18 protein-coding genes and 1 pseudogene are annotated in these 25,305 nt (G+C 57.4%); 7 read left to right on the forward strand and 12 right to left on the reverse strand.

Going from position 1 to position 25,305, the window contains the following annotated elements; genetic code table 11:
- Positions 1–237: 237 nt before the first annotated feature.
- The 3 genes and pseudogenes from ACVCAM_RS03430 (at position 238) to ACVCAM_RS03440 (ending at position 2,956) form a co-directional block, all read left to right on the forward strand.
- Positions 238–1,160: pseudogene (locus ACVCAM_RS03430) on the forward strand (aldo/keto reductase).
- A 195-nt stretch (positions 1,161–1,355) separates the two neighbouring features.
- Positions 1,356–2,264 (forward strand): LysR family transcriptional regulator, encoded by a 909-nt coding sequence (locus ACVCAM_RS03435; RefSeq protein WP_023344154.1) that lies wholly within the window; start codon positions 1,356–1,358, stop codon positions 2,262–2,264.
- Positions 2,265–2,368: 104 nt separating this feature from the next.
- Complete coding sequence (locus ACVCAM_RS03440) at positions 2,369–2,956, forward strand: hypothetical protein (RefSeq protein ID WP_023344155.1); 588 nt, start codon at positions 2,369–2,371, stop codon at positions 2,954–2,956.
- Positions 2,957–2,984: 28 nt separating this feature from the next.
- Here the strand turns inward: ACVCAM_RS03440 and yjjJ are convergent, their stop codons facing one another.
- Genes yjjJ through ACVCAM_RS03465 form a run of 5 tightly spaced genes read right to left on the reverse strand, consistent with a single transcriptional unit; the run spans position 2,985 to position 10,532 of the window.
- Positions 2,985–4,289, reverse strand: coding sequence for a type II toxin-antitoxin system HipA family toxin YjjJ (gene yjjJ / locus ACVCAM_RS03445; RefSeq protein ID WP_032637733.1), 1,305 nt, complete (start codon positions 4,287–4,289; stop codon positions 2,985–2,987).
- A gap of 44 nt (positions 4,290–4,333) precedes the next feature.
- Positions 4,334–7,510 carry a CusA/CzcA family heavy metal efflux RND transporter gene (silA, locus tag ACVCAM_RS03450; protein ID WP_248245017.1) on the reverse strand — a complete coding sequence of 1,059 codons (3,177 nt, stop codon included), beginning with the start codon at positions 7,508–7,510 and terminating at the stop codon, positions 4,334–4,336.
- Between the two features lie 10 nt (positions 7,511–7,520).
- Positions 7,521–8,768, reverse strand: coding sequence for an efflux RND transporter periplasmic adaptor subunit (locus tag ACVCAM_RS03455; RefSeq protein ID WP_248245016.1), 1,248 nt, complete (start codon positions 8,766–8,768; stop codon positions 7,521–7,523).
- 11 nt (positions 8,769–8,779) lie between these two features.
- On the reverse strand, positions 8,780–9,118 hold the full coding sequence (gene cusF / locus ACVCAM_RS03460) for a cation efflux system protein CusF (RefSeq protein ID WP_248245015.1): 339 nt from the start codon (positions 9,116–9,118) through the stop codon (positions 8,780–8,782).
- 28 nt (positions 9,119–9,146) lie between these two features.
- Positions 9,147–10,532: an efflux transporter outer membrane subunit gene (locus tag ACVCAM_RS03465; RefSeq protein WP_407223353.1), complete on the reverse strand. Its 1,386-nt coding sequence runs from the start codon at positions 10,530–10,532 to the stop codon at positions 9,147–9,149.
- A 162-nt stretch (positions 10,533–10,694) separates the two neighbouring features.
- Here ACVCAM_RS03465 and ACVCAM_RS03470 point away from each other — a divergent pair, with 162 nt between their 5' ends.
- Together ACVCAM_RS03470 and ACVCAM_RS03475 are read left to right on the forward strand one after the other, a co-directional pair.
- A complete protein-coding gene (locus ACVCAM_RS03470; RefSeq protein WP_008503517.1) occupies positions 10,695–11,378 on the forward strand; it encodes a copper/silver response regulator transcription factor in 684 nt (227 codons plus the stop codon).
- A complete protein-coding gene (locus tag ACVCAM_RS03475; RefSeq protein ID WP_021240140.1) occupies positions 11,368–12,822 on the forward strand; it encodes a Cu(+)/Ag(+) sensor histidine kinase in 1,455 nt (484 codons plus the stop codon). The genes ACVCAM_RS03470 and ACVCAM_RS03475 overlap by 11 nt, the downstream gene beginning before the upstream one ends.
- A gap of 3 nt (positions 12,823–12,825) precedes the next feature.
- Here ACVCAM_RS03475 and ACVCAM_RS03480 read toward each other — a convergent pair whose 3' ends face one another.
- Positions 12,826–13,731, reverse strand: coding sequence for a LysR family transcriptional regulator (locus tag ACVCAM_RS03480; protein WP_407223354.1), 906 nt, complete (start codon positions 13,729–13,731; stop codon positions 12,826–12,828).
- Positions 13,732–13,848: 117 nt separating this feature from the next.
- Between ACVCAM_RS03480 and ACVCAM_RS03485 the strand changes: the two genes are divergently transcribed.
- Positions 13,849–15,264 (forward strand): MFS transporter, encoded by a 1,416-nt coding sequence (locus ACVCAM_RS03485; RefSeq protein WP_407223355.1) that lies wholly within the window; start codon positions 13,849–13,851, stop codon positions 15,262–15,264.
- A gap of 46 nt (positions 15,265–15,310) precedes the next feature.
- Here the strand turns inward: ACVCAM_RS03485 and ACVCAM_RS03490 are convergent, their stop codons facing one another.
- The 3 genes from ACVCAM_RS03490 to ACVCAM_RS03500 are packed head-to-tail and all read right to left on the reverse strand — an operon-like array spanning position 15,311 to position 18,021.
- Entirely contained in the window at positions 15,311–16,306 is a 996-nt protein-coding gene (locus tag ACVCAM_RS03490; protein WP_407223356.1) for a DUF2891 domain-containing protein, read from the reverse strand.
- Positions 16,307–16,315: 9 nt separating this feature from the next.
- A complete protein-coding gene (locus ACVCAM_RS03495) occupies positions 16,316–17,302 on the reverse strand; it encodes a DUF979 domain-containing protein (RefSeq protein ID WP_021240144.1) in 987 nt (328 codons plus the stop codon).
- Positions 17,299–18,021 carry a DUF969 domain-containing protein gene (locus ACVCAM_RS03500; protein ID WP_021240145.1) on the reverse strand — a complete coding sequence of 241 codons (723 nt, stop codon included), beginning with the start codon at positions 18,019–18,021 and terminating at the stop codon, positions 17,299–17,301. The genes ACVCAM_RS03495 and ACVCAM_RS03500 overlap by 4 nt, the downstream gene beginning before the upstream one ends.
- Positions 18,022–18,221: 200 nt before the next feature.
- Between ACVCAM_RS03500 and ACVCAM_RS03505 the strand changes: the two genes are divergently transcribed.
- Positions 18,222–18,767 (forward strand): winged helix DNA-binding protein, encoded by a 546-nt coding sequence (locus ACVCAM_RS03505; RefSeq protein ID WP_021240146.1) that lies wholly within the window; start codon positions 18,222–18,224, stop codon positions 18,765–18,767.
- On the opposite strand, the gene glgX is transcribed toward ACVCAM_RS03505, so the two are convergent.
- Genes glgX through treZ form a run of 3 tightly spaced genes read right to left on the reverse strand, consistent with a single transcriptional unit; the run spans position 18,768 to position 25,111 of the window.
- Positions 18,768–20,843, reverse strand: coding sequence for a glycogen debranching protein GlgX (glgX, locus tag ACVCAM_RS03510; RefSeq protein ID WP_447093530.1), 2,076 nt, complete (start codon positions 20,841–20,843; stop codon positions 18,768–18,770).
- Between the two features lie 15 nt (positions 20,844–20,858).
- Positions 20,859–23,327: a malto-oligosyltrehalose synthase gene (gene treY, locus ACVCAM_RS03515; protein ID WP_407223358.1), complete on the reverse strand. Its 2,469-nt coding sequence runs from the start codon at positions 23,325–23,327 to the stop codon at positions 20,859–20,861.
- Complete coding sequence (gene treZ, locus ACVCAM_RS03520) at positions 23,324–25,111, reverse strand: malto-oligosyltrehalose trehalohydrolase (protein ID WP_407223359.1); 1,788 nt, start codon at positions 25,109–25,111, stop codon at positions 23,324–23,326. The genes treY and treZ overlap by 4 nt, the downstream gene beginning before the upstream one ends.
- Positions 25,112–25,305: the final 194 nt, after the last annotated feature.

Consider the following 25,305-nt stretch of genomic DNA (forward strand, 5'->3'; position numbering starts at 1 on the left):
TACGTTAGTGCGCATAATGTATATTATGTTAAATGACATCTGATAGCTAATCACGAGCCGATACATCAATCTGTTATTAATTCTGACCACCCTCTCGCTTCTCGTCTTTCACTGTCGATAACGACGATTTGTGAAAAAAACTCAAAACACCATTCGATGGCGCATGCTGGTTCCCTTCATGTCAGTGCAATACCCTGTCACATACAGAATTGCTGGCAATAAAAGAAGGAACACAGAATGAAGTATGTGAATCTGGGTCGTAGCGGTTTGCAAGTCTCCCGTCTTTGCCTCGGTTGTATGAGCTATGGTGAACCTGAACGCCTGCCTCAACCCTGGTCCCTGGATGAAAAGGCGTCACGGCCACTCATCCGTCAGGCGCTTGAAGCAGGCATTAATTTTTTTGATACCGCGAATATCTACTCGGGCGGAAGTTCTGAAGAGATCACAGGAAAAGCGCTGAAAGAAATGGCCAGACGCGACGAGATCGTTGTGGCGACAAAGACCTTCTTTCCGTGGCGCAACTCACCCAATACCGGGAGACCATGGAGGCTCTGCATGACCTCGTTAAATCAGGAAAAGTACGTTACATCGGCGCATCATCTATGGAAGCCTGGCGCTTTGCAAAAATGCAGCATACTGCAGAGCGTAACGGCTGGACCCGATTTATTACGATGCAACCGCAATACAACCTGCTTTACCGGGAAGAAGAGCGCGAGATGTTGCCCCTGTGTGAAGACCAGGGCGTTGGTGTGATCCCCTGGAGTCCGATGGCACGCGGCAGGCTCACGCGCGACTGGAGTGTCACGTCCCGACGAACGCAAAACGATGCCTTTGCGTTAAAAATGTATGAGAACGCAGCCCTTCTGGATAAGTCCGTTATTGATGTCGTTGCAAGAATTGCCGAAAAGCACGATGTGCCAAGAGCCCATGTTGCACTTGCCTGGTTGCTATCAAAAACGGTCATCACAGCCCCGATCATTGGCGCGACCAAACCAGAACATCTTTCCACGGCTATCAGCGCACTGGACTTTACACTTAGCGATGCTGAAATCACGGAACTCGAGGCACTCTATCTGCCGCACCCCGTCGACGGGATCATTCCCCCGCTTCCTGATACGCCCCCTTCACTCACGCCGCCTTCAGCAATACAGAACCGTTAACACCCTTCCCTGGCCCGGCGTTGCCGGGTCTCATTCTTTTCAAGAATAACGAAGCACAACGTGTTCAGTGAGAGGCGATGAGCGGATGGACTTGTGAAATAAATTCAGCAACGGATTAGCGCTAATCGGTCTATGGTGTATATCATTTCCGTATCAATACATTCGGGCCTTAACGCACAAGGAAAACGATTCTGTATGCAAATAAGCAGAGCTGATGTTGCCGATCTCATTTATTTCATGGCTATTGCACGTCATCGCAGTTTCAGCCGTGCTGCCATTGAATTAGGTGTCAGTGCATCAGCGCTTAGTCATGCCCTGAAGGGACTGGAAACCCGGCTCGGGGTTCGCCTGCTTAATCGCACGACCAAGAGCGTCACCCCTACGGCAGCAGGTGAAGAACTGGTTCAGTCTGTCCTTCAGCCTTTCGACATAATAGAAGGCGCACTTGAATCGCTTAACAAGTATCGTAATACCCCTGGCGGACGTATCCGCATCAATGCTGCCGTTGAAGCGGCCAATCTTTTGCTTGCGCCAGTTATGCCCGCGTTTATGGATCGCTATCCCGATATTGAAATCGATATTGTGGCCAGCAACCGTATGGTTGACGTCACTGATGCGGGCTTCGATGCCGGTATCCGCTATGGTGGCACCGTCCCGGAAGACATGGTTGCCCGGCGTTTATCTGCCGATATTCGCTGGGTTATCGCAGCATCCCCAGACTATCTTGAACGCTACGGAACGCCTGAACATCCTGATGATTTATTACACCATCGCTGTATAAGCAATCGTCTCGGCGACGATCGGATTTATCGCTGGGAACTTGAGCGAGATGGCGAAACGTACCAAATCACTGTGCCAGGCTCTGTGACGGTCAATCAGGCTGAAACGGGCCTTGTGGCCGTCTTAGGTGGAGCCGGCCTGATGTATTTTCCGGAGCCTCTTGTTGCCCCCTATGTGAAAGATGGACGGCTCCGCCTGGTGCTTACGGAATGGTCTCCGCTGGAGGAAGGTTTTCATATCTATTATTCAAGCCGCCGGCAACTGCCGATCGGGCTTCGCCTTCTGATTGAGTTCATACAGGAGGCCAGGCCACTGGGGTTGTGAAATAGCGCTTCCATACTGAACGATGCGTTGTCGTCTTTATCGTTCCGTAGCGGATGTCAGAAAATCAATCAGGGTCTTCACTCTTTTAAAAGCAGTATAATCAAATGATTAAAATTTTATCCCTTCGCCTGAAATACTGTAACGCGCTGGCCAACAGCATGAGCAATGCCTCCCCGACACAGCTGCAGCAGTTTAAGACGCAATTGTCCGAACAGATGGGTAAGCCTGTGGGACTACATACCATGGGTATTCCGGCAGCGATCAGTACGCTCGGGGTGATTGTCAGTTTCGCCATTCCGCAGCTGTGGTTGGGCTATGGCGTACTCGCCGCACTCAGCCAGCCAACTGAACGCGTATTCGTGTGGGTTGTGCTGGTCGCCCTGCTTTTCGCTGGCATCAACGGCGTGACGATGTTCATGATTGGCAAAGGCAGCATGCGCGCCGTACGGATACACCTTGCGCTGGCGGTGATAAGCCTGGTATTAACGGCAGCCTATCTGCTGGCCGCGCTGATCGGTAGCCCTTTTCCGGGCGTCAGTCTGACTGCGGCACTGGTGAGTATCGTCATGTTATTGCTTAGTGGTAGCGCTATCCTCTCCACAGCCTTTTATAAGATGCTGCTATTTACTCTGCATAATCGCGCCTGGCGCAAGCTGATCAGACAGACTCGCGATGCACATATGCCACGCTAAGCCTGCCCCTCGTAAACATCCCGCCCCATTATCCCAGACGCGATATCCTTGACCTCGCCTCGTCCAGATGGCTGCGCAATGCGGCAAGACATGGCGCAAAATTGGCAGAAAAGCGGCCGCAACTGCTGGCCTGCGTATAAAAGCGTTCGGCCAGCGCCAGTGCTTCATGCCAGGTTTCTCCCGCGATCGCGTCAATAAGCGTAGCCGGACGCAGCGTATTCACCAGTGCGCCTCCTGATTTCGGGGCAAATCCCATGGGCAGCATGTCATAGGCAGGAGCAAGATCGTAAGGCCGTCCATGGGAACTGATAAACGACAGATTACCGTGGTGCATGTCGGTATTGCCGATCAGCATACCAAACGCCCAAAGCCTTGACGTGCTGGCGACCGCATCCTGGTGAACACAGCCCTGCTTTGCCAGCTCATTCACCAGTACCGGCCAGGATTCTCTTGCCCTGCCGACAAACTCCGCCTCGAGCGCACGTAAAGAAAAGAGTCCCTTACGACCAAGGGGTCCCGTACGGTCGAACCGCGGGATCTCAAGGAAGCGCTGTCCGCCAAAATCAAACACCTCGGTTTCGACGCCAAGCACGCTTAACGCAAGATGTTCTGCCAACAAAAGGTCTCGCCAGCGTTCGCTTACAGGGTTATCGTCCGGTGCCGTGAATTTCACAATGACGTGGCCACGTTCTGTATAAGTACAGAACTTCGGCTGTTCACCCCCAGCAGAGGAGCCCGGTACTTCGCCCGCGCTCACGGCCTGCGCCAGCGACGGGTATGCGGTTGCGCGGTCCACCGCAACAGGCGACGGCATCTCTACAAAATGATTCCTCGCCTGTTCTCCGATTAACAGGTTCCCCACCGCATCGTGTCCATGAGCGAGCAAAGCCCTGATAACGTCAGTATCACTCCAGTTATCTGGATTTGGCGGCAGGCCCAGCTCGGATGAAAATCGCGAGGCGTACGCGCGGCCAAGATATCCCTGAGGCCGCATGTCAAACAACCACCACGGCAACCCATCGCTATGGAGGCACACATTGTCCGTTTGCGCCATTACAAAACCGTCTGGATAAACCGGAATGAGTTTACCCAGCGATTTAACCTGGCCCTCTTCCGTGATGCGGTAGACAGGAGCCGAGCTGAATCCTCGATGTGTATCCCGCAGCACATAGTGAATAGATGGACCGGAGCCAATGCGAACAACCTCATCGCCAAGCGCTTTAATCGATCGTGAAACGGTAGGCTGACTAATACCCATAATATCAGTTAGTTGCCTTACCGATACCGGGCCTTGTCTCAGCAATTGTCGTAGTGTTTCGGATCGATTAATCATGGTTTTGAATAGCTTTATGAATAGGTTATTGAATAGCTAATTTATCAGGTATTGACTCCCCTGTCATCTTCACCAACGGCTGTCTCTGGTTTATGCCTGCGCAACCAAATTAACTTATACGCCGCAGGAATAATAAACAGCGACAGCAGCGGTGCCGTGATCATCCCGCCGATCATGGGCGCCGCTATCCGGCTCATGACTTCTGAGCCTGCCCCGGTCCCCCAGAGAATGGGCAGCAGACCGGCAATAATTACCGCGACGGTCATCGCCTTTGGCCGCACGCGCAGCACGGCGCCCTGATAAAGGGCGTCATCAAGCCCCTGTTCAGTGAACGTTTCGCGCTGGGACAGCGCCGGATGTGCTTCAACGGCATGACGCAAATACATCAGCATGACCACTCCAAACTCTGCTGCCACCCCGGCCAGGGCGATAAACCCGGTGCCGGTTGCCACGGACATATGGAAGCCCTGCCAGTACAGGAACCATATCCCGCCGACCAGCGCGAACGGCAGGCTCATCAGGATCAACAGGGCCTCATCCACGCGACGGAACGCCAGATAGAGCAGAACGAAAATGATCATCAGCGTCATCGGCACCATCAGCTTCAGTTTCTTGTTGGCATGCTCAAGCAGTTCAAACTGCCCGGAGAATGACACGCTGGTACCCGGCCTGAGCTTCACGTTCTGGCTGATGGCCGTCTTAATGTCGTTCACCACCGACACCATATCCCTGCCGCGGGCATCGATATAAATCCAGCTCGCAGGCCGGGCATTCTCCGTTTTCAGCATCGTGGGGCCTGAAACAACGTTGATATCTGCCACATCACCCAGCGTAATCTGCTGTTTCATTGGCGTCAGGATCGGCATCTGCTTCAACGCGCTCGGGCTATTCCGGTAGTCCTGAGGGTAACGAATATTAATCGGATAGCGGGCCACGCCTTCCACCGTTTCACCCACCGTCGCACCGCCGATGGCCGAGGAGACGAACAGCTGCACGTCGCCCACCGTCATTCCATAGCGGGAGGCTTTCTCCCGGTTGATATCGACATCGATGTAGCGCCCGCCTTCCAGACGTTCTGCCAGGGCAGACACCACGCCCGGCACCGTTTTGGCTACCGCTTCGATGCTCTGCGCCGTGGCGTCGATATCAGCCAGAACGGTACCAGACACCTTGATGCCAATCGGGCTTTTAATCCCGGTCGACAGCATATCAATGCGGTTGCGAATGGGCGGAACCCAGAGATTCGCCAGACCGGGCAAACGAACGGTCTTATCAAGCTCCTCAACGATCTTGTCAATCGTCATCCCGGGACGCCACCGATCCTCAGGCTTAAGCTGAATGGTGGTTTCCACCATTTCGAGCGGCGCGGAATCCGTTGCCGTTTCGGCTTTGCCGGTCTTGCCGAAGACAGAGGCCACTTCAGGGACGGTTTTTATTAACTTGTCCGTGGTCTGTAAGAGCGCGGCCGCTTCTGCCGGAGAGACGCCGGGCAACGTTGACGGCATATACAGCAGATCGCCCTCATTAATCTTCGGCAGGAACTCGCCGCCCACCTGGCTCAGGGGCCAGATCACCGTCAAGATGGATAAGGCCGCAACCAGCAGGGTTGTTTTGGGCCAGTTGAGCACCCGAATCAGCAGCGGATGATAGGCGTTAATCAGCAGCCTGTTCAGCGGGTTACGGGTCTCGGCGGGGATTTTACCCCGGATCCAGAATCCCATCAGAATGGGGATCACGATGATGGCCAGCGCGGCCGCCCCTGCCATAGCGTACGTTTTGGTGAAGGCCAGCGGACCAAACAGCCGCCCTTCCTGCCCCTCAAGGGTAAAGATAGGAATGAAGGATAAAGTGATGATCAGCAAGCTGATAAACAGCGCCGGTCCAACCTCTACAGAGGCGTTGGTAATCACCTTCCAGCGGGTGGCGTTATCAATCTGCTCTCCCGGGTGCTGGTGATCCCACTCTTCCAGCTGCTTATGCGCGTTCTCAATCATCACGATGGCGGCATCCACCATCGCGCCGACGGCGATGGCAATGCCTCCCAGCGACATAATATTGGCGTTCAGACCCTGGAAATGCATGACGATAAAGGCAATACACAGGCCAAGCGGCAGAGAGATAATCGCCACCAGCGCCGAGCGAATGTGCCAGAGGAACAGCGCACAGACGATGGCCACCACGATAAACTCTTCGAGAAGTTTGCTGCTCAGGTTATCAATGGCCCGGTCGATGAGCTGGCTGCGATCGTAGGTGGTCACAATCTCAACGCCTTCCGGCAGGCTGGCCTTCAGCGTCTCCAGCTTGTCTTTTACCGCCGTAATGACCTCGCGCGCGTTTTTACCCGAACGCAGGATCACCACGCCGCCCGCCACTTCACCCTGCCCGTTCAGCTCGGCAATACCACGGCGCATTTCCGGCCCCGTTTGTACGCGGGCAACATCACGCAGGTAAATCGGCACACCGTTCTCACCGGTTTTCAGGACGATGTGATTGAAATCATCGATGGTCTGCAGATAGCCGCTGGCCCGCACCATATATTCCGCTTCCGCGATTTCTACGGACGATCCCCCCGCTTCCTGATTAGACGATTCAAGGGCCTGCTTAACTTCCGGCAGGCTGACGCCGAACTGCGCCAGCTTTAACGGGTCAACCTGAATCTGATACTGCTTCACCACGCCGCCAACGGAGGCCACCTCGGCCACGTTCGGGATTGTTTTCAGCTCAAATTTCAGGAACCAGTCCTGCAATGATCGCAGCTCGGCGAGATCGTGTTTTCCGCTGCGGTCCACCAGCGCATACTCAAATATCCAGCCTACGCCCGTGGCGTCCGGGCCGATTTCGGAACTCACGCCGGCGGGGAGTTTGCCCTGAACCTGATTCAGGTACTCCAGCACGCGCGAGCGGGCCCAGTACAGATCGGTCCCGTCGTCAAAAATAACGTACACATACGAATCACCAAACTGTGAAAAACCGCGCACGGTCTTCGCGCCAGGAACAGACAGCATGGTGGTGGTGAGTGGATAGGTCACCTGGTTTTCAACAATCTGCGGGGCCTGGCCGGGATAGCTTGTTTTGATAATCACCTGAACGTCAGACAGATCGGGCAAGGCATCGACCGGGGTGTTGATGATGGTCCATGTCCCCCAGACGCTGAGAAACAGCGCGCCCATCATCACCAGGAAACGGTTGGCGACCGAACGCCGGATAATCCATTCAATCATCATCGTCTCCTTAATGGCCTGAATGCGCGTCGTCAGCGGCTTCAGCGTGGCGCATGCGCTCCAGCGCGCCGGTAATATTGGCCTCCGAGTCAATCAGAAACAGACCGCTGACCACCACCGACTCCCCCTCTTCCAGTCCGGTACCAATGCCGGACTGCTGCTGTGATTCATGCAGAACGTGGATCCTTTTCGGTACAAACTTCCCGTTCGCATCAACGGTAATAACGCGCTGTTCTTTCCCGGTATCGATAACGGCCTGAGACGGAATGAGCAACATTTCCTGACTTTGGGTATTCAGCTTCAGGTAGGCATTCATGCCCGGTTTCAGCAGTTCACCCTTGTTGGAGACCTGCAGGCGCACCTGCAGCGTACGGGTGGTTTGATCCACGCTCGGCAGAAGACGCCATTTTTCAACCGGGAAGGATTTATCCGGATAAGCCGGTACCGAAACAGTAAACTGCGAGGTATCTTTCAGCAGATAAGCAATGGATTCAGGGACCGCCGCGCCGATCCAGACCGGATCCATCCCCTGAATCTGCGCCACCACCTTATCTTTGGAAATATTCATTCCGGTGCGCAGGTCAAAGGCCGTGATCACCCCGTCAATGGGCGCCTTGATGGTAAACCGGGTCTGGATAGTGCGGGTCGCACGCAGCCGCTGAATGTCGTCATCCGGCATACCCGCCAGGCGCAGACGCTCCAGAACGCCTTTTATCTGCGTGGGCGTTCCGCCGGTGCCGGAAAGCAGGAGGAACTCGCTCTGCGCTTCGACCCAGTCCGGAATGGTGATATCAACCAGCGGCGTGCCTTTTTTCACCTTATCGCCAATCGTCAGCGGGTACACTTTCTCAACGAACCCTTCCGCACGCGCCTGCACAATGACAAACTGATAGTCGTTATAGCTGACGTTGGCCGGGATCGTCTGGGCATAATTCAGCGTTCCGCGCGTCACTTTTTGCGTTTTTAATCCCAGGTTCTGAACCTGGGTCGGATCGATACGGATACCGTCACTGTTTTTATCATTCTCATCGGCATATTTCGGCACCAGATCCATATCCATAAACGGTGATTTACCGGGCTTGTCGAATTTCACGTCAGGCTTCATCGGGTCATACCAGAAAAGGACCTTTCTTTCCGCAACGCTATTTTCTGTTTTTTCAGATGAATGAAGAGCCTGCCAGGCCGTCACCGATATCAGCCCTCCCGCAATAAGGCTGCCGACTATCACAGCAGCATATTTTATTTTTAATGAGGCCATGCCGTTTCTCGCTATTTAATGCTCTTGAGTAAAGAGAGATTGCCCTGCTGAACAAACGAGAAATTCACGTGGCTGCCGACTTTTAAGGCAGTAATACTCGCGTCGGCCTGCATAAAAGTAAAACGCATGGTCATCGCGGGCCAGCCAATTTCCGGGATGGCTTCGTGAGAAATCGTCACTTTTTTATTCGTGAGATCAATATCCTTCACAATGCCGCTCCCGGTGATGACCTGCTCTGAGGCACCTTCGCTGGCAGCGCTCATCTCCGCGTGCTGATGAACCTCAGCCTGAAGACCGGCAGAAAACATAATGATTGCACCAAATACGACGGCGTTAAGTGAATTGCGCATGTTTAATATCCTTTTTAATTAAATGAGGTTATTCGGCCCAACCGCCGCCCAGCGCGGTGAAGAGGTTAATTTCATTAACCTGCCGGGCATAAATAAGGTCGAGAATATTTTGCTGCGTGGAAAACAGCGACCGTTCCGCGTCTAATACTTCGATATAGCTCACCGCACCGCTGGTATATAATCCTCTGGCCCGCTGCAGGGTAATATTTAGCGAATCAAGATACCGTTCTTGCGCAGCAAGCTGCTGGTTGAGGCTGTCCCGCAGCGCGAGCGCGTCGGCAACCTGCCTGAAGGCGGACTGAATTTTTTGTTCGTAATTCACAACCGACTGCTGCTGGCGAATTTCGGCCAGCTTCAGGTTGGCCTTATTCCTGCCCGCATTAAAAATCGGAAGTTCAATTTTAGGAATGAAATTCCACATCCCACTGCCCGCGGTAAACAGGCTGGATAATTCCGTACTGCCTGTTGAAAGCCCGCTGGTCAGGGAAATTGACGGAAAAAAGGCGGCACGCGCGGCGCCGATATTCGCATCGGCCGCGTTAAGCTGATGCTCCGCCTCCATAATATCCGGGCGCTGCAGCAGTATCGCTGAAGAAAGATGGGGCGGGAGTTTTACCGGCGCAATATCGCGGGCGTTCATTCCGCTGTCGCCCGGCAATCCGCGATAGGTGCCGAGGAGCAGCTGCAGAGCATTGTTGGCCTGCGCCAGCTCCCCCTCTCGTTTGGCAATCTCTGCCTGCGTGCTTTCGATCTGTCCCCGGGCCTGTTCCAGCGCCAGCACGTTGGTGCTCCCCGTCGCCAGCTGGTGCTCAACGAACGCATAAGACTGCCGGTAATTTTTCAGCGTTTCCCGCGCGATGCACAGCTGTTTATACGCCAGCTGCTGGTTGAAATAGCTCTGCGACACGTTAGAGACAAGCAGAATATGCACCGCGCGACGGGCCTCTTCGCTGGCGAAATAGTTTTGTCGGTCGGCCTCGCTCAGGTTCTTCAGCTTGCCGAAAAAGTCGAGTTCATAGCTAAGCGCAAGACCGGCGTCGTACTGCCGTGAGGTCGGTTTGTCACTTTTTAGCCCGCCGCTGTACGTGATACCCGCAGAACCATTCAACTGCGGATAACGATCCGCCTCCGTCACGTTGAACTGCGCCCGGGCCTCTTCAATCTTCAGGGCGGCCATTTTGATATCGCGGTTGTTTTTCAGGGCTTCTGTAATCAATCCAGCTATCTGAGGGTCGACGAAGAAGTTGCGCCAGCCGGTGTCCTGATACCCGGCCGCCGTGGGCGTCAGGCCGTTGCGCGAGAGCGAAAACTGCCGGGGTACCGGTGATGCCGGGCGCGGGTATTCAGGCGCCAGCGAGACGCAGCCTGCCAGGATAAATACCGTAGTGATGCTGAGTCGTTTTAACAGGAACATAGCGGTTCAAATCAAGTCCAGAGGATTTTTAGGGTTACTCTACTGAACGCATTCTGTTTGACCGGTGACGGGATAATGACAATGTTGTCATTTATGGCGTAAGTCATTGTTAACGACCGCGGGCTCACTAGAATGTCATCAGCAGCCAGTCTGGGGAGCAAGATGAAAATACTGATCGTTGAAGACGAAATGAAAACCGGGGAATACCTCAGCAAGGGGCTGACGGAAGCGGGGTTTGTCGTGGACCATGCGGATAATGGCCTGACCGGGTACCACCTCGCCATGACCGCGGAATATGACCTGCTGATTCTGGATATTATGCTGCCCGACGTGAACGGCTGGGATATTGTCCGCATGCTTCGCTCTGCCGGTAAAGGGATGCCCATACTGCTTCTGACGGCTCTCGGTACGATAGAGCACCGGGTTAAAGGGCTTGAGCTGGGCGCGGATGATTATCTGATTAAGCCTTTCGCCTTTGCGGAACTGCTCGCCCGGGTCAGGACGCTGCTAAGACGCGGAAATACGGTGATCGCGGAAAGCCAGCTTCAGGCGGCTGACCTGACGGTTGACCTTGTGTCGAGGAAGGTCAGCCGGGCGGGCAATCGCATCCTGCTCACCAGCAAGGAGTTCAGCCTGCTGGAGTTTTTCATGCGTCATCAGGGCGAGGTGCTGCCCCGCTCCCTGATTGCTTCCCAGGTGTGGGATATGAACTTTGACAGCGACACGAACGCAATAGATGTGGCGGTAAAGCGCCTGCGCGCAAAGATCGATAACGATTTTGAACCCAAGCTGATCCAGACGGTACGCGGCGTAGGCTATATGCTGGAGGTGCCGGATGCCCGTTAAGCCCCTCCGACGCCCGTTCTCGCTTGCGCTGCGGCTGACCTTTTTTATCAGCCTCTCCACCATACTGGCCTTCTTCGCCTTTACCTGGTTTATGCTGCACTCCGTTGAGAAGCACTTTGCCGAGCAGGATATCAGCGACTTACAGCAGATTAGCAGCGCAATGCACCGCATCCTCCAGTCTCCGGCCGATCCCGACCAAAAGAAAATCAGCAAGCTCAAAGAGTCGGTCGCCAGCTACCGCAACGTGGCCGTCCTGCTTCTGGATCCGCAGGGCAATACCCTGTTCAGCTCGGCGCAAGGCGCGGCATTGCGCCCGGCGATGAACACAGCGAACTTTAGCGAACACCGTCAGGCACAGGATGTGTTTCTCTGGACGGTAGAAGACCCGGTCAACCCTATGCATGCCGGGTCCGACATGAAAATGGAAACGTACCGGATTATCGCCTCTTCAGGCAGGACAACGCTGCAGGGCAAAACCCAGGACTACGTCATGCTGATCGGGCTCTCGATTAATTTTCATCTCCACTACCTTGAGGCGCTGAAGAAGAATCTTTTTGCCATTGCCGCGGCAATCAGCCTGCTGATTGTGCTGGTGATTCGTATCGCGGTGCGTCAGGGACACTTGCCCCTGCGTAACGTCAGCACCGCCATTAAAAATATCACCTCCGAAAATCTGGATGCGCGACTGGAGCCGTCCCGCGTGCCCGTTGAGCTGGAACAGCTGGTGATCTCCTTCAACCATATGATTGGGAAAATTGAAGATGTCTTTACCCGACAGGCGAATTTTTCCGCCGACATCGCGCATGAAATCAGGACGCCCATCACCAACCTGGTGACGCAAACGGAAATCGCGTTAAGTCAGAACCGCTCCCAGAAAGAGCTGGAAGATGTCCTCTACTCCAGCCTCGAAGAGTACAACCGGATGACCCGCATGGTCAGCGACATGCTCTTCCTGGCGCAGGCGGATAATAATCAGCTCATCCCGGATCGGGTGATGTTTGATTTAAGCGCTGAGGTGATGAAAGTCTTCGATTTCTTCGAAGCCTGGGCGGAAGAACGCCACGTCTCGCTGAAATTTAACGGGATGCCCTGCCTGATAGAAGGCGATCCGCAGATGTTCAGAAGAGCAATCAATAATCTGCTCTCCAACGCCCTGCGCTATACGCCGGAAGGGAAAACGGTAACGGTCTCCATCAGAAAACGGGATAACGACGTTGAGCTGGTAACAGAAAACCCCGGCACGCCGATCCCACAGGCGCATCTGCCAAAGCTGTTTGACCGTTTTTATCGCGTCGATCCGTCCAGGCAGCGTAAGGGCGAAGGCAGCGGGATTGGGCTTGCCATCGTGAAGTCCATCGTCACCGCGCACCACGGAAAAGTCCGCGTGGAATCGGATGCGGTGTCGACGCGCTTCATCCTCACGGTGCCGGGGAAAGTGCTCTGAGCGTCAGCAAACCGCGCGGCACACTTCAAGGACCTTTTCCCTGAGCCAGCGATGCGCCGGATCCCGCTCCATGCGCGGATGCCACATCTGGGATACCATAATAGTGCGGGTCTTAAAGGGCAGTTCAAAGACGTGCACGCGCTCGGTCATCGCCTGATTGAGCAGGTACAACGCCGGTACCATAGCAATCAGGTCGGAGGCCAGCGCTACGGATAACGCCGTCGGGAATCCAGGCACCACGCTGGCGATCTTTCGTTTCATCCCCCGCTCCGCCAGCGCGTCGTCCACAGACCCGTGTAACGCCCCATCAGGCGACGCCACCACATGGCCCCAGCCAACATAATCGTCAAGGCTGACCTCAGGCTGTGAAGACAGCGGATGTCCCTTGCGCACCGCGCCAACAAACCGATCCTGAAAGAGCCTTTGCAGCCGTATTTCAGGCCCCATGTTGCTCTGCACGCCAATCTCCAGGTCGACAAGCCCCTCCCGTAAATAGCGCGACGTTTTTTCAGGTTTGGGAGCGAAGCGGATGCAGACCCCGGGCGCAACGCTCGCCACCACGGCTATGAGCATAGGTCCAAACGCCACGACAAAACCGTCGTTGGCCCGAATAGTGAACAGCCGTTCAAGGCTTTCCACCTTCAGCGTGTCGGTGGAGGGCTGCAGCACCGCCCTCGCCTCGTGCACGGCGCTTCTGGCGCGGTCCCGGGTGGCTTCGGCCCAGGGCGTCAGCACCATATGACGCCCGGCCCGCACCAGAATAGGATCGCCGGTCACCTCCCGCAGCCGGCTCAGGGTGCGACTCATGGCGGAGGTGCTCAGGTTTAAACGTCGCGCCGCGCCCGCCACGCTGGCTTCGGCCAGCAAAACGTCGAGCGCAACCAGAAGGTTAAAGTCAGGATCGGACACGATGGCTCCTCAGATAAGGCGTTATATGCAACGATTAAGTGCAAATGCTGCGTCTTCCGCCCTGTATAGCGCATGATTATAGTTTCGTCATCACTATTCTTATCCGGAGTAACGACGATGACGCTATTTACCAACCAGCCCGGCGATGAAGGTTTACCCGGGCATGAACGCGCCCGGGTCCTGGCCGCCGTCATGACCACCACGCTGATGGGCGTCTTTGACGGCACCATGATCAACATCGCGCTCCCCTCCATGGCTAGAGCGATGCAGGTCCCCGCGAACGTTGCGGTCTGGTTCGCTAACGGTTATCTGCTGTCAGCGGCGATGACGCTGGCTATTTTCGCCGCGCTGGCGGCCCGCGTGGGCTATCGCCCGGTCTTTCTGAGCGGGCTTGCCACCTTTACGCTCACCTCGCTCGGCTGCGCGCTGGCAACAACGCCGGAAATATTAACCGGGATGCGAATTCTGCAGGGCATCGGCGGGGCGGCGACCCTGAGTATTGCTCCGGCGATCCTGCGGTCCGTTTTTCCGGGCCGACTGCTGGGCCGCATTCTGGGGCTGCACGCCCTGCTTATCGCCTCCAGCACGGCGATCGCCCCGGTACTCGGCGGAACAATACTGGACGCACTGAGCTGGCAGTGGCTGTTCGCCATTAACCTCATTCCGGGCAGCATCGCCCTGCTGCTGGCGTGGCGGGCCTTGCCGCGGGAATCGGTTGCTGACAGACCGCCCTTTGATGCGCCGGGCGCCGTGCTCTCGGCCGTCCTGTTAGGTTCCGCGATCATGCTGGCCGACAGCCTTCAGCACGTGGCGCAACACATTAGTCTGCAGGCCGTCTTCTGGGGCGTTCTCGCGCTGGTTAGCGCCCTCGCCTTTACCTGGCGGATTCGGCGCGCGCAACATCCGTTACTGCCGCCGGTGATGTTCAGAAACGGGCGCTTCACCCTCGCCGCGCTGACCTCGCTGGCCTCGTTTGTCAGCCAGGGGATCACATTTGTCGCGCTGCCGTTCCTGTTTCAGAGCGTATACGGCTACAGCCCTGTAGTGTCCGCGCTGCTGTTCACCCCATGGCCGATTGGCATCGTGCTGATCGCGCCGCACGCGGGTCGCTGGGCGGATACGATCTCCGCGCCGCTCATCTCGACCCTCGGGCTGATGGTTTTTGTCGGCGGGCTGGTCCTGCTGGCCACGTTGCCGGACAATCCTTCCGCCTGGAATATCTGCCTGCGTAGCCTGGTCTGCGGGATGGGGTTTGGCTGCTTCCAGAGTCCCAATAACCGGGAAATGCTCGCTAACGTCGCGCGGGAACATGCCAGCTATGCCTCCGGCGTGTTGTCGATCGTCAGAACATTCGGCCAGTGTCTCGGCGCCGCCGTGGTGGGCGTTCTGCTGGGAGCGGCGGCAGGATGGGACCATCAACATGCTATCCAGGTTGCACTGTGGTTAGCCGTCATCGCCTCGATGGGTTCGGTGGTATTTAGCCTGAGCAGGCTGCGCACTGCGCGGTCTACAGGCAAGCGTTGCACAATGTAGACCGGGTAAGCGCAGCGCCACCCGGCAAGAAAGACGGCGCGTTTGTTTACTCCAGCGCCAGCAGCGCAAAGCTCGCCAGCCAGTGCCCGCCGCTGTAGTGGCTGCCAACCACATGCTCGACGCTGGCGGCCAGATGTTTCGTCACCGCCTCGCGCAATGCCGGTTGCGCCGGGTGGCTGGCAGGAAGCGCTTTCGCTATGTGCTTCATACACCACGCGCGGCTGAGGTTTAACCCGTCCAGATGGGCAATTTTCGGGTCGGTACGATCGCTCACTTCCGCCGGGTTCATCAGTGCCGTAACGGCGCCCACCTCCGGCAGAAACGCGTCAAACCAGGCCGGGAAGCCCTCCGACACCTTGCTCATCAGCAGTGCCTCCGTCAGCGCGCCGGAAATATACTCGTCTCCGCCGGGCTCATAATGAGCCGGATAGCGCGTGTCGGCGAGATAAAACCGCTCAGCCGCCGCCAGAATTGTCTGCTCAAGCGCCTTGTCGCCCACTGCGCGACCATAATCCAGCGCCAGCGCGAGGGCAAACGCGGTGTTGTAGTGCGTCCCGACGCGGATCGGATAGGTGAGCTTGCCGAGGTAATCCACCAGCCGGTTGCGAATGTCCTGGGTTAACGGCTCCAGCGTCTGGTACCAGCCTGCGGCCTGCGGCAGCGACGACTGTTTCAGCTCCTGGGCCAGCGCCAGCAGCCAGCCGTAGCCATACGGCCGCTCAAACGAGGCGCGGAACGGCGCGGTAAAATAGGCCAGCTCCTTCGCCACGTTCTCTTCGGTCAGGTGCTCGTCAAAAAGCGCGACGATCGCGTCCCGGCACGGTAATTCTGGATAGAGGCGCACGCAGCGCAGCAGCAGCCAGTAGCCGTGCACCGCCGAGTGCCAGTCAAAACAGCCGTAGAAAATGGGATGCAGCTCGCGCGGCGGCAGCACGTCACCATCATCATTCAGCAGGTGCATGATGTGGTTCGGGTATTCCTGGCGCAAATAGGTCAAAGGCATGCGGGCAAACGCGTCGGCCTGATGTTGCGTTAATTCCATGACAGCTCCTTAGCGAAACACGAGAAAGTACATTAAGAACACGTTCACCACCAGCAGGGTTAACGCGGTCGGGATCTGGATCTTGATCACCTGATATTTGTCTTTCAGCTCCAGCAGCGCGGCGGGAACGATATTGAAGTTCGCGGCCATCGGCGTCATCAGCGTGCCGCAGTAGCCTGCGTACATGCCAATTGCCAGCAGCGGCGCCGGGTTGCCGTGATGCACGTTGATCAGAAACGGCAAGGCGATCCCCGCGCTAAGCACCGGGAAGGCCGCAAACGCATTCCCCATAATCATGGTAAACAGCGCCATCCCCACGCAGTAAATAACCACCAGCATGAAGCGGTTATCCGGGTTCACAAACAGGCTCACCACCTTCTGCACCGAGTCACCCGTGTTGGCCACCACGAACACGCCGCCGAGCATGGCCAGCATCTGCGGCAGGATCACCGCCCAGCCGATGGTATCGACAAGACGACGGGACTGACGAACGGCATGGAGCGGCGTGCCTTTGGTCAGCCACCAGCCGGTGAGGATCGCCGCGACGCAGGCCACGCACAGCGCCGCCAGGGTGAGCTGTTTCTGATCGAGCAGAAACACGCCGCCGACCGAAACGCCCTTCAGGAATAACGTGCCCAGCACCGTCACCACCGGGATCATCAGCGCCGGCAGGAACAGCCAGTTTTTAAGCCGATTTGACGATGCGACGCGCTCCTCCTCGGTGGACATTTTATAGTGCCCTTTCCCGACGAGGCCAAACCCCGCCAGCAGCGCGATAACGATAACGCCGCCGCCGATAATCCGGTAAGCCAGCGATTTACCCAGCTCCTGGACCATCAGATCGCCAAACAGGAAGATCCCGCCAAACAAGAACCAGAACAGCGCGGTAGTAAAGCGCTTCGGGTTGGCGCGATCGCGCAGAGTCATGACAACCAGCAGCATTACGACAAAGCCAATCAGGTAGTACACGCGGTTAATGGTGATAAGCGTCATCATTGCGCGGCCTCCTGCGTACCCTGCTCTGCCCGCCAGGCCATCACGTCGCGACGGATGCTCGCATCGAGGCGCAGCAGGCGCGTCATATGAATAATCAATGCCGCAATGGCGGTGGGAATGGCCCACAGGCCGATATGCAGCGGTTCAATGCCCGGAATACCGTTCTCTTTCAGGAACGCGTCGATCAGCAGCACCGCCCCGAAGGCAATAAAGATATCTTCCCCAAAGAAAACCGCGATGTTGTCGCACGCGGCGGCGTGGGCTTTGATTTTGTCGCGAATATGCTGCGGCAGTTCGCCGTATTCGTTCAGCGCCGCCCCTTCGGCCATCGGTGCCAGCAGCGGGCGCACCGTCTGGGCATGGCCGCCCAGCGACATCAGTCCCAGCGCGGCGGTGCCTTCACGGGCGACAAAGTAAAGCATCAGAATACGCGCCGAGGTGGCGCTGGCGATCTTCGCCACCCAGGCCTGGGCGCGCTCCTTAAGCCCGTAATATTCCAGCAGACCAATCACGGGCAGGATCAGGATGAAGGTGGCCAGCGATCGGCTATTGACGAACTTCTCGCCAAAGGTCTCCAGCAGCATCCCGAAATCCATGCCGACCAGCAGACCCGTCGCCAGCCCCGCCACCACGACCACCAGCAGCGGGTTGAAGCGCAGTGCAAAACCAATAACCACGATCGGTATCCCGATCAGCGGCAGCAGCGTAGTACCGTCCATAACTTTTACCCTATCGAAAGTGAGCGTTGCGCGCCGACGGCTATTTTTTTAATTTGCGGCGAGCGATGTTGTGTTTTGTTGGCAGGCTTCGCAAAACCTGCGCTAAAAAGCTATATCTGAACCTCAAAAACATGTAAACAAATTATCAATAAAATGTTCTTATTTTATCGATGAGTTTACATTTCTGGCTAAGGAACGTTATGACCTCAGAAAAGAGTGCTTCACCCGATCGTGACGATATCAACGAGGGCCGGATCGTCTCTTCCCGCCATCTGGTATCCGAGCGCTGCGCGGAGTTATCAGAGCTGGAATATGCGCTGATCATGACCGGCAACGCGTTTAACAAATGGATGGTGCGCTGCATGACGGCAGCCGGCGAGCCCGATATGGGCGCCTTTGACGTTTCGCTGCTGCATCACGTGAACCACCGCGACCGCAAGAAAAAGCTGGCCGATATCTGCTTCGTCCTCAACGTGGAAGACACCCACGTGGTGACCTATGCGCTGAAAAAGCTGGTCAAAGCAGGCTACGTGACGAGCGAGAAAGCGGGGAAAGAGCTCTTTTTCTCTACCACCGAGGAAGGGAAAGCGCTGTGCATGAAATACCGGGACGTGCGGGAGGCGTGTCTGATTGCGATCCACGCGGAGAGCGGCATTGCCGGGAAGTCGATTGGCGAGACCGCGCAGCTGTTACGCACGATCTCCTCCCTGTATGACACCGCCGCTCGGGCGGCGGCGTCACTGTAACTAAGGACGGCGGAACAGCGTAATGCTGCGTCCGGCCAGCGCGTACTCTACGGTTTCGGTGATCGCTGTCCCGGTGGTGGCATTATCCGCCGTAGACAGCTCCAGCACCCACCCCCCTTCGCCAAACTGCGGGATCTGGAACGGCACGGTGCCTTCAAACGGATTGAACAGCATCAGCACGTCGTGCCAGATGCCGTCCTCCTGCTGAAGATCCGGCCTGCTGATGGAGACCCCGAGCGTTGAGCCTTCATCCCACTGCTCGGCCTGCTGCGGACCGCCTCCGGCATTGAACCAGCGGATCTCCAGCCCGTCACGCCAGCTTTCACGGCGCAGCAGCGGCTGTTGCGCGCGAAGGGCAATGAGACGACGGGTAAACTCGCGCAGCGCGGCGTCGTTTTCGGAGAGCCCCTTCCAGTCGATCCACGAGATCTCACTGTCCTGGCAGTAGCCGTTGTTGTTTCCCTTCTGCGTGCGGCCAAACTCGTCCCCCGCCAGCAGCATCGGCGTGCCGTGGGAGAACAGCAGCGTGGTGAGGAAATTACGTTTCTGCCGTTCGCGGGTAGCAATAATATCCGGGTTCTCGGTTGGCCCTTCCTCGCCGTAGTTGTACGAGCGGTTATCGTTATGCCCGTCGTTATTGTCCTCGCCGTTGTCGGCGTTGTGCTTCTCGTTGTACGACACTAGGTCATTCAGCGTAAAGCCGTCGTGGGCGGTGATAAAGTTGACGCTGGCCCACGGGCGACGCCCACGCAGATCGTACAGATCGCCGGAACCGAGCAGCCGCGCGGCAAAGTCCGTGGAGACGTTATCCCCCTTCCAGTACTCGCGTACGGTGTCGCGGTATTTGTCGTTCCACTCCCCCCAGCCCGGCGGGAATCCGCCCACCTGATAGCCGCCGGGGCCGATATCCCAGGGTTCACCAATCAGCTTCAGTCGGGATAAGACCGGATCCTGGGTCATGGCGTCGAAGAAACCGCCGCGCGGGTCAAATCCTTCGGGCTCGCGGCCCAGGATTGTGCCGAGGTCGAAACGAAAACCGTCTATGTGCATTGATTCCGCCCAGTAGCGCAGGGAATCCATCACCATCTGCAACACGCGCGGGTGTGAGGTATTCACTGTATTCCCGGTACCGGTGTCGTTGATGTAGTACCGGTGCTGGTCGGGCAGCGTGCGGTAATAGCTGTAGTTGTCAATCCCCTTAAACGAGAGCGTCGGGCCAAGCTCGTTCCCTTCCGCCGTGTGGTTGTACACCACGTCCAGAATGACCTCGATGCCCGCGTCATGATAGGCGCGCACCATATCGCGAAAGCCATGGATCCCCGCCGGGCCGTAGTAGCGCGACGCCGGAGCAAAAAAGCCCAGCGTGTTATAGCCCCAGAAGTTCTTCAGGCCGCGGTCGAGCAGGTGCTGGTCGTCCGGGAACCAGTGAACCGGCAGCAGCTCCACCGAGGTAATGCCCAGGCTTTTGATGTAGTCGACCGAGGCTTTGTGCCCCATCCCCTCAAACGTCCCGCGCAGCTCGGGCGGAATGGCCGGGTTCATCTGGGTAAAGCCTTTCACGTGGCTCTCATAGACAACGGTATGCGGCCAGGGGACGTTCGGCCGGTTGTTGTCCTGCCAGTCAAAGGCGTTCGGGTCGATAACCCGGCATTTCGGCGTAAACGGAGCGCTGTCGCGGGTATCAAAGCTCAAATCCAGCTCGTCATGCCCCAGCGCATAGCCGAAATGGGCGTCGTTCCAGTCGATGTCACCCACCAGTTCGCGAGCGTAAGGGTCGATGAGCAGCTTATGCGGGTTAAAGCGATGACCATTTTCCGGGTCGTAGGGGCCGTAGACGCGATAGCCGTACAGCGCGCCCGGCTTCAGGTCAGGCACATAGCCGTGCCAGATCTCATGGGTATACTCCGGCAGCTCCAGCCGGGCGATTTCCGTTTTCCCGGACGGGTCAAACAGACAGAGCTCCACTCGTTCAGCGTGCGCGGAGAACAGCGCGAAGTTAACGCCCTTCCCGTCATAATTCGCCCCCAACTGCTGGCCATGACCGGCCCGAATTTCAAACGTTGTATCCTTTGCCATTTTCGTTCTCCACGATTATTCGCAGGTAAGCAGAACCAGTACACATCCCTTTTCTGACGTTAAATCCAGCTTCTTTTGCAGAATGCGGCTCTCACCGCTGAACAGATCCCGATAGCGCTTCCCGGCCAGTTCGTCGGGTATCGCCACCGTGGTATTGACCCACAGCTGATGATTATCGGTGATGCCAAAAACCAGACGCGGCACGGCGACAATCAGCGCCTCCTCGTCCTTAACGCGCGCATAAACAATCAGGTTCTCTTCCCGCTCGCCGGTGACCTTAAGCGGCAGCCAGTCGCCGTAGCGGAAAAGCGCGTCGTAGTGCGGTCGAAGCCGCAGCAGCGTGGCGGTAACAAACTGTTTGACCCGTCCGTCCCGCCAGCATGCCGGGTTGTCAAACACCCCGGCATCCGCCGCGCTGAGGCTCTGCACCAGGGCCGGAAAGTCCGGCTCGCGTCGGTTATCCGGGTCGACCAGGCTGAAGTTAAGCGCCTCGCTGCCCTGATAGATATCCGGCACGCCGGGCGCCGTCAGCTTGATCGCCGTCTGGCTGAGGCTGTTCATCAGCCCGGCGCGAATAAAGGGCTGCATCGCCTCGCTGAAATCGTGCAGGAAGAGGCTGTTGTCCGGTGAAAGCAGGTGCCGCGCGTAGCTCAACACCACGCTCTCGTAACTCTCGTTGCTGTCGATCCAGTCGGTGCGCTGCTTCGCCTCGCGCAGCGCTTTTTCGAGGAAGCCGAGGAACCGCGTTTCGAGTGCTTTAAGCCCTTCAGCGTCATCCGCTGACAGTGTGGCGGGCCAGACGCCTGCCAGCGCCTGGTAGATCATCCACGTATCGGCGGCGTTCGGCGCGGTACCGTCATTGAGAAAACGCACCTGGGTCTGGTTCATCTGCCGCCAGCGGGCCAGATTTTCCCCCCAGCGTTCCGGGGCTTCCGTGAGGGTGTAAAGGCGCGCCCGGGCATCTTCCCCGCGCTTGGTATCGTGCGTGGAGGTGCCCAGCAGCGCGTCGGGCTGACGGGCCAGACGAATGCGCATCTCCTGGTGGAAGCGGGATAAGGAAAACGCGCGCGGCGTCGGGTCGGCCCCCACTTCATTGAGCGCAAGCTCAAGGTTGTGGCGAAAGAACAGCGTGTCTTCAACGGACTTCGCCATCAGCGGCCCGGTGAGCTGCTGAAAGCGGGTCCTGAACAGCGCGGCGCTCTCGCGGCAATCTTCCGGCAAATCGCCGGTAAGAATGCGCACAATCAGGCTGAGCGCGGCTTCAGACGTCTCCACGCTGGCAACCACGCGGTTGAGCAGCGCCACGTCCGGCGGGGTTAATCCCTCGCGAGTGCCGTAGGTGCGGTAGACCGGAAACGCAATAAGCAACTCGCGCAGCGCGTGGCGGATATCCTCGCGCGGCAGCGCAACCTCATTGCGGCGGGCCAGATCCTCAGCAAGGTTTAGCAGCGTGGTGAATTCACCCTCAAAATTACGATCGGTCATCAGGCCTTTAGCATCGCGCAGCTCCGCGTGGCGATCGACCGTCACGCCGAGCGTTTCGTCGTGGATTGTCTCCAGGCGCGAGAGGTTATCGTCGTCGACCAGCACCTCCGCCAGCGAGGCGATAAACTCGTAGCCGGTGGTGCCGGATACCGGCCAGTCAGCGGGGAGCTGTTCCCCTTTGGCGAGAATCTTTTCGACCGTGATGTAGCAGTCGGGCCCGGCGGCCTGCCGCAGGCGCTGCAGATAGCCCAGCGGATCCGCCAGGCCGTCGACATGGTCAATGCGCAGGCCGTCCACCACGCCAGCGTGGACCAGCTCAAGGATCAGCCGGTGCGTATCGTCGAAGACCGCATCATCCTCAACCCGGACGCCGACCAGCCCGGTGATCTCAAAGAAGCGCCGCCATGAGAGCTGCTTCGGCGCCTCCCGCCAGGACATCAGCCGCCAGCTTTGCGCCTCGTGCAGCTCGGCAATGCTCTTCTCCTCGCTGTACGTGCCCGGGTTGAGCGGATACTCGGCGTCGTAGTAAACCAGCGCGGCCTTTTCCGTGACAGGGTCACGTTTTAGCGTGATGGCACCCTTCTCCAGCTCCGCCTCAAAGGTATCGCCAAGAAACGGCAGCGTCAGCGGCCTCGACCCGTCGATATCAAAATAGCGGAAATAGCGGCTTTGCTGGCCATATTCAATCACGTCCCGCCACCAGAGGTTTTCCAGCGAGGTGGACATATGGTTCGGGACAATGTCCAGAATCAGCCCCATGCCGGCCTGCTTAAGCGCCGCGGCCATGCGGTCAAAGCCTTCTCGTCCGCCAATCGCGGGGTCGATTTCATTCGGGTTGGTCACGTCATAGCCGTGGGTAGACCCCGTCGTGGCAGTGAACACGGGCGACGCGTAAAGGTGGCTGATGCCGAGGTCCTTCATATACGGCACCAGCGCCACAACGCGGTCGAAGGTCATGCCGTTACGAAACTGAATACGGTACGTGGCGGAAGGGATCATAACGATGCTTCTCCATCAGCAAAGCGAACGACAATACCGTTCGGGGGTAAAACGTCGTTGACCTCCGGCCAGGCGAAGCGCGTCTCCCCCGCGAGCGCGGGCAGGTCGACGGGCTTCGTTCCAATATTCAGCGCCAGAGAAAGCGTGCCTGACGGGAAGCGCCAGCTCACCGCCACCATGCCGGGCGCGGTCATGAGCACATGGCCCTCAACGGCACCGCCCGGATGCAGAAGCGGAACGATATAGCGATGGCGCAGCGTCAACAGATGGCGCGTATAGCGCAGCCACGTTTTGCCCTCGTCGGTGGCGATTTTGTTCCAGTCGAGCTTTGAGCGGATAAACGTGTTCACGTCGTTCGGGTCCGGGACGGTTTCATCGTGCCCGGCATGGCCGGTAAACTCTTTCGCGCGCCCTTCCCGCACCGCCTTTGCCAGTTCGCCGTGAAAGTCGGTGAAGAACAGGAACGGATGCGTTTCACCAAACTCCTCGCCCATAAACAGCAGCGGGATATGGGGGGAAAGCAGCAGCGCGGCAAGCAGCACCCTCGTTTTATCAGCCCCCGCGAGGGAGATAAGCCGCTCGCCCTGGGCGCGATTGCCGGTCTGATCGTGGTTTTGGATGAAATCGACGAAGAACTGCGGCGGCTGCGTACGGCACTCCACGCCGCGGGATTCGCCGGTTTGCAACGAAATCTCGCCCTGGTAGACAAAGCCTTCCGCCAGCGCTCGGGCGAACTTTTTCTCCGGCTCAAAGGCAAAGTCCTGGTAGTAGGCGTGTGTCTCACCGGTGGCAAACACGTGGGCAGCGTTGTGAAAATCATCGTTCCATTCGCCGGTGAACAGCGGCGCGTTGCCCTGTTCATCGCGCGGATGCAGAAAAATCACGTTGCGGCTGTCTTCCGTGGTCAGGTGAACGTGCCGGTGTGGGATCGCCTCGCGAATTTTTGCGGCAATCTCCTCGAGAATGTGCGTGTCCGAGCCGTCTTTAATCTGGTCGATGGCATCAAAGCGCAAGCCGTCCAGACGGTACTCCGTCAGCCAGTAGAGCGGTGCGTCGGTGATGTACTGCCTCACCGGCTCGCGCTCGTAGGCGATGCCGTTGCCCCACGGCGTCATTCGATGCTCATCAATAAACGCGGGCGACAGCAGAGGCAGATAGTTCCCCTCCGGGCCGAAGTGGTTGAGGACAATATCCAGCACCACGGAAAGCCCCAGCCCGTGCGCGGCGTCGATAAACGCGTGGAAATCCTCCGGCGTGCCGTACGCAGAGTGCGGGGCATACAGCAGCACCCCGTCGTACCCCCAGCCGCGGGAACCGCCAAACTGGGAGACGGGCATGACTTCAAGCTGGGTAATCCCCAGCTCCGCCAGATACGGCAGCTTGTCGATCGCCGCCCGGAAGGTGCCCTCCGGGGTAAACGTGCCGATGTGCAGTTCGTAAATGATCGTCTCTTCCCACGGCCGCCCTGCCCAGTCGCGGTTGACCGGCTGGTAACGTCGGGGATCGATCGCTACGGAGGGGCCGTTAACGTCACCCTTTTGCGCCCGCGAGGCGGGATCGGGCACCGCCGTGCCGTCCTGAAGAACAAACTGATATTCTGCACCGTGCCTGACTCCGGGGACGTCCGCCTGAAACCAGCCGTCGCCGGTTGCCGTCATCGGCACCTCGGTGGCGGCAAGACGTAGCGTAAGTTCTTTCTGTCCTTCTGCCCAGACGCGAAAACGTACAACGTCATCGGAAATAAACTCAGCACCCCACTGCTTTTGAAATGTCCTGAATTCCATTCATTGTCCTCGAATGACCCACATTTTACTCGGAACGAAGTACAAGCTTAGTTCAGGATTAAAAGTGCGTGAGCTCAGCGGATTTAACCGCTTCGTCTATTCTTTATGAAATAACTCACTAACGGGAATACTATGCAGATTCGAGGTGATGCTACCAACTTGCTGATTTAGTGTATAATGGTGTTTTTGAGGTG

This window comes from Enterobacter sp. CFEC122 (assembly GCF_052983755.1).